We start from the raw sequence: 5,227 nt of genomic DNA, 5'->3' as shown, positions 1-5,227 counted from the left end.
GCGCCCGGGGAGGGCATGGACGTGCGGCCGCACCCGCACATCAACCTCGCCACCGTTACCTATCTGTTCGACGGCGCGATCGAGCACCGCGACTCGCTGGGCAGCCGCAAGGTGATCGAGCCGGGCGCGATCAATTTGATGACCGCCGGCCGCGGTATCGTCCATTCCGAGCGCTCGCCGGCGGACGGCCGCGCCGACGGGCCGAGCTTCTACGGCATGCAGACCTGGCTCGCCTTGCCCGACGGCCAGGAAGAGATCGCCCCGGCGTTCGACCATGTCGCCGCGGACGGCCTGCCGCTGGTCGCGGACGGCGGGGCGCGGGCGCGGGTGCTGATGGGGACATTGTGGGGCGCGACCGCCGCGACTCACTGCCACTCGCCGACGATCTACGCCGATATCGAGCTCGCTGCGGGCGCGAGCCTGCCGGTCGATGCCGAGGCCGACGAGCGCGCGGTGATGCTGGTCGGCGGCGCGGCCGAGCTCGACGGCGACTCGCTCGAGCCGTTCGCGTTATATGTGCTGCGGCCGGGCCACGCGGCGCGGCTGACGGCGGCCGCGGGCACCGCGCGGCTGATGCTGCTGGGCGGCGGCGCGTTCGCCACCCCGCGCCACGTGCTGTGGAACTTCGTGTCCTCGTCGCGCGACCGCATCGAGCAGGCCAAGCAGGACTGGATCGCGCAGCGCTTCCCGACCATCCCCGGCGACGACGCGGAATATATTCCCTACCCGGCGGTGCCGACCACGGTCAGCTATCCGTGACCGGGCAGCGGCGCATTGCGCTGGCGACGGGGGTCACGCTCAACGTCGCGCTGGCCGGCGACCCCGCCGCGCCGCCGGTAATCCTGCTCCACGGCTTTCCCGAATCGCACCGCACCTGGCGCGCGCTGGCGCCGCTGCTGGAGGATGAGCTGCGGCTAATCATGCCCGACCAGCGCGGCTTCGGCGCGTCAGACCGTCCGCAGGAGGTGGAGGCCTACAAGACCGATGCATTGCTCGCCGACCTGTTCGCGCTCGCCGACGCGCTGGAGGTCGATCGCTTCGGCGTGGTCGGCCACGATTGGGGCGGCGCGATTGCGTGGGCGGCGGCGATCCGCGGCGACCCGCGCATCGAGCGGCTGGCCATCGTCAACTCGCCCCACCCGGTGGTTTTCCAGAAAAGCCTGGTCGAGGACGCCGACCAGCGCGCCGGCTCGCAATACATCACCGCCTTCCGCAACCCGGGGTTCGAAGCTGCGGTCGCGGCGATGGGGTTCGAGACCTTTTTCGACAAAAGCTTCGGCGGGCATGTCGACCTCGCCGCGATCCCGCCCGAGGAGCGCGCGCACTACATTGCTGACTGGTCGCGGCCGGGCGCGCTGACCGCGATGCTCAACTGGTACCGCGCCTCGGCGATGGTGGTGCCCGCGCCGGGCGTCACCGTGCCCGTCCCCGACTGGGTGCTCGGCGCGTTCCCCGCGATCCGCGTGCCGACGCTGGTGGTGTGGGGGATGCGCGACAAGGCGCTGCTGCCGGTCCAGCTCGACGGGCTCGACGCGCTGATCGACAACTTGGCGATCGTACGCCTGCCCGGCGCCGGCCATTTCGCGCCGTGGGAGGCGCCGGCCGAGGTCGCCGCGGCGCTCGGCCCCTTCCTTGCCGGCAAGCCCGCGTCTAAAGCGCGCGCCTGATGAAGACCGCGACCCGCTCCCGCACCCGCTCCGCCGCGCGCCTTGCCGCGGTCCAGGCGCTCTATCAGCAGGAGATGGAGCGCGTGCCGCTGGCGCGGCTGCTCAAGGAATTCCACGACCACCGGCTCGGCGCGACGATCGAGGACGCGCAATATGTCGCCGCCGAAACTGCCTTCTTCGACGACATCGTGGCCGGGGTCGACGCCCGCCGCATCGAGCTCGACAGCCTGATCGCCGACCGCCTCGCCGACGGCTGGAGCCTCGACCGCCTCGACCGACCGATGCGCGCTTTGCTCCGCGCCGGCGCCTACGAGCTGGTCGCCCGCCCCGATGTCCCCGTGGCGACGGTGATCTCCGAATATGTCGATGTCGCCCACGCCTTCTTCGACAAGCGCGAGAGCGGCTTCGTCAACGGCCTGCTCGACGCCATCGCCAAGCACGCGCGGCCCGCCGCCGCGGGAAGCTAGTCGCACCATGCGCGAGGCCGAGGTCATCGAGCGGCTGCGGCGGATCGCGACCCACCCCGCGGCGCGCGGCCTGGCCGATGACGCGGCGCTGCTCGACGGGCTGGTGATCACCCACGACAGCATCGCCGAGGGGGTTCATTTCCTGCCCGAGGACCCGCCCGCCAGCGTCGGGTGGAAGCTGGTCGCGGTCAATCTGTCCGACCTTGCCGCCAAGGGCGCGGAGCCAGCCGCCGCGCTGCTCTCGCTGACCTTGGCCGGCGACGGGGCGTGGGACAGCGGGTTCATCGACGGCATCGACGCCGCGTGCGAAAGCTATGGGCTGGCGCTGATCGGCGGCGACACGATCGCGCTCACCCCCGGCGCGCCGCGCGTGTTGGGGCTGACCGCGATCGGCCGCGCCGGCGCCAACACCCCGGCGCGCGGCGGGGCACGGCCGGGCGACAAATTGTGGCTGGCCGGAACGCTCGGCGACTCGGCGGCGGGGCTCGCGATCCTGCTCGAGGATCCCAAGGCGACCGGGGTGCTGGTCGACATTTATCGCCGCCCGGTGCCGTTGCTCGAAGCGGGCCAGGCACTGGCGCCCTACGCCACCGCGATGATGGACGTGTCCGACGGGCTGCTGCTCGACACCATGCGCCTCGCCGTTGCCAGCGGGTGCAGCGCGACCATCGACCTCGACCGCGTGCCGTTGTCGCGCGCGTTCATCGCCGAGCGCGGCGCGGGCCTGCCGGCGCGTATGTTCGCGGCGACCGGGGGCGACGATTATGCCTTGCTCGCCGCGTTCCCGCCCGAGTTCGACCCGGCGTTAAGTGTTTCTTTACCGTCCAAGCCCAACCTCGTGTGCATCGGGACTCTCGCCGCCGGCGACGCTCCCCTTTACTTGGTCGGCGGCGGCGGGCGCCCTGTACCGCTACCGGAGCACCTCGGGCATGAACATCGCGGCATTGCCTTTGCGCCAATGGCTGATCGGCCTTAGCGGGCTGCTGTCCGGCGCGGTCGCCGCGCTCCTGCTGCGCTGAACGCCCGCCCCTATCCGGCCACCGACTGACGCATTCCCCACGGTTGCAAGCCGCGCTTTGCGCTCATAAAGGGGCGCCACTGCGCCGGCTGCCTTGGCAACGCCGGCCTCATCTGTTTGCCGCGAAAAACGGGGAATACCACCGATGAATCTGATTGTGATCGCGATCGCCTGCGGCGTCGTCGCTCTGCTTTATGGCCTGCTGACCAGCCGCCAGGTGCTTGCCGCGTCCGCCGGAAACGCGCGGATGATGGAAGTCGCCGGCGCCATCCAGGAAGGCGCATCGGCCTATCTGCGCCGCCAGTACATGACCATCGCCATCGTCGGCGTGGTCGTCGCGGCAATCGTCTTCGCGTTTCTCGGGCCGCTGTCGGCGTCCGGCTTCATCCTCGGCGCCTTGTTGTCGGGCGCGACCGGCTTCATCGGCATGAACATCTCGGTGCGCGCCAACGTGCGCACCGCGCAGGCCGCCAGCGTCGGCCTGCAGCAGGGCCTGACCATGGCGTTCCGCGCCGGCGCGATCACCGGCATGCTGGTCGCCGGCCTCGCGCTGCTCGCGATCGCCGGCTTCTTTTATTACCTCATCGCGATCGGCGGCCATGCGCCCAATGACCGCATCGTCATCGACGCCTTGGTCGCGCTGGCGTTCGGCGCCTCGCTGATCTCGATCTTCGCGCGGCTCGGCGGCGGCATCTTCACCAAGGCCGCCGACGTCGGTGCCGACCTGGTCGGCAAGGTCGAGGCCGGAATCCCCGAGGACGACCCCCGCAACCCGGCGGTGATCGCGGACAACGTCGGTGACAATGTCGGCGACTGCGCGGGCATGGCGGCCGATCTGTTCGAAACCTATGTCGTCACGGTCGGCGCGACGATGGTGCTCACCGCGCTGCTGGTGAAGACCGCCGGCGACGGCCTGCTGGCGCTGATGGCGCTGCCGCTGCTGATCGGCGGGGTGTGCATCGTGACCTCGATCCTCGGCACCTATTTCGTCCGCTTGGGCAAGGGCAACAGCATCATGGGCGCGATGTACAAGGGCTTCGGCGTGACCGCCGTGACCTCGGCCATCGCGATCTTCTTCGCCACCCAATATGCGCTCGGCGATTTAAACGCGGTGATCTCCGCGGGCGACGTCAGCTTCACCGGGATGGACCTTTACTGGTGCATGCTGCTCGGGCTGGTGATCACCGGCCTGATCATCTGGATCACCGAATATTACACCGGCACCAACTACCGCCCGGTGCGCTCGATCGCCAAGGCGTCCGAGACCGGCCACGGCACCAACGTCATCCAGGGCCTCGCGATCAGCCTTGAATCGACCGCGATGCCGACGCTGGTGATCTGCGCCGGGATCATTATTGCTTACCTTCTCGCCGGCCTGATGGGCATCGCGTTTGCCGCCACCTCGATGCTCGCGCTCGCCGGCATGGTGGTCGCTTTGGACGCCTACGGCCCGGTCACCGACAATGCCGGCGGCATCGCCGAAATGTCGGGGCTCGACGACAGCGTGCGCGAGAAGACCGATGCGCTGGACGCGGTCGGCAACACCACCAAGGCGGTGACCAAGGGCTATGCGATCGGTTCGGCCGGGCTTGCCGCGCTGGTGCTGTTCGCCGCCTACACCACCGACCTGCGCGAGTTCTTCCCCGGGCTAACGGTCAACTTCAGCCTCGAGAACCCGTACGTCATCGTCGGGCTGCTGCTCGGCGCGCTGCTGCCCTATCTGTTCGGGGCGATGGGGATGACCGCGGTCGGCCGCGCCGCCGGCGACGTGGTCAAGGACGTGCGCGAGCAGTTCCGCACCAACAGCGGGATCATGGACGGCTCGTCGCGCCCCGATTACGCGCGCACCGTCGACCTCGTCACCAAGGCCGCGATCAAGGAAATGATCGTGCCGTCGCTGCTCCCGGTCGGGGCGCCGATCCTGGTCTATTTCGTGATCACCGCGGTGGCCGGCCAGGCGCAGGGCTTCGCGGCCTTGGGCGCCCTGCTCCTCGGCGTGATCGTCAGCGGTCTGTTTGTCGCCATCTCGATGACTGCGGGCGGCGGCGCGTGGGACAATGCCAAGAAATATATCG

The 5,227-nt window shown here is 69.7% G+C and carries 5 protein-coding genes; all 5 read left to right on the top strand.

The window, feature by feature from the left end; translation table 11 throughout:
• The coding region (locus tag RMP08_RS04995) for a pirin family protein (RefSeq protein WP_310467891.1) at positions 1-759 on the top strand (759 nt) is incomplete at its 5' end.
• A complete protein-coding gene (locus RMP08_RS04990) occupies positions 756-1,667 on the top strand; it encodes an alpha/beta hydrolase (RefSeq protein ID WP_310467890.1) in 912 nt (303 codons plus the stop codon). The genes RMP08_RS04995 and RMP08_RS04990, both read left to right, overlap by 4 nt.
• Positions 1,667-2,134 carry a transcription antitermination factor NusB gene (gene nusB / locus RMP08_RS04985; RefSeq protein WP_310467889.1) on the top strand — a complete coding sequence of 156 codons (468 nt, stop codon included), beginning with the start codon at positions 1,667-1,669 and terminating at the stop codon, positions 2,132-2,134. The genes RMP08_RS04990 and nusB overlap by 1 nt, the downstream gene beginning before the upstream one ends.
• 7 nt (positions 2,135-2,141) lie before the next feature.
• The gene (gene thiL, locus RMP08_RS04980) at positions 2,142-3,110 is read left to right on the top strand and encodes a thiamine-phosphate kinase (RefSeq protein WP_310467888.1); all 969 of its coding nucleotides are present in this window, start codon (positions 2,142-2,144) and stop codon (positions 3,108-3,110) included.
• Positions 3,111-3,297: 187 nt separating this feature from the next.
• Positions 3,298-5,227, top strand: a 1,930-nt coding sequence (locus RMP08_RS04975; RefSeq protein ID WP_310467887.1) for a sodium-translocating pyrophosphatase, incomplete at its 3' end; no start/stop codon positions are given.

This window comes from Sphingomonas sp., from assembly GCF_031426035.1.
In the GTDB taxonomy this organism is placed as follows: Bacteria; Pseudomonadota; Alphaproteobacteria; order Sphingomonadales; family Sphingomonadaceae; genus Sphingomicrobium.
Note: the sequence above shows the minus strand (reverse complement) of the source record. Positions and strands in the feature narration are given on the sequence as shown.

What these genes read in the sequence shown, in the direction of transcription:
- nusB (WP_310467889.1), top strand. Translation starts at nt 1,667, where the DNA reads ATGAAGACCGCGACCCGCTCCCGCACCCGCTCCGCCGCGCGCCTTGCC.
- thiL (WP_310467888.1), top strand. Translation starts at nt 2,142, where the DNA reads ATGCGCGAGGCCGAGGTCATCGAGCGGCTGCGGCGGATCGCGACCCAC.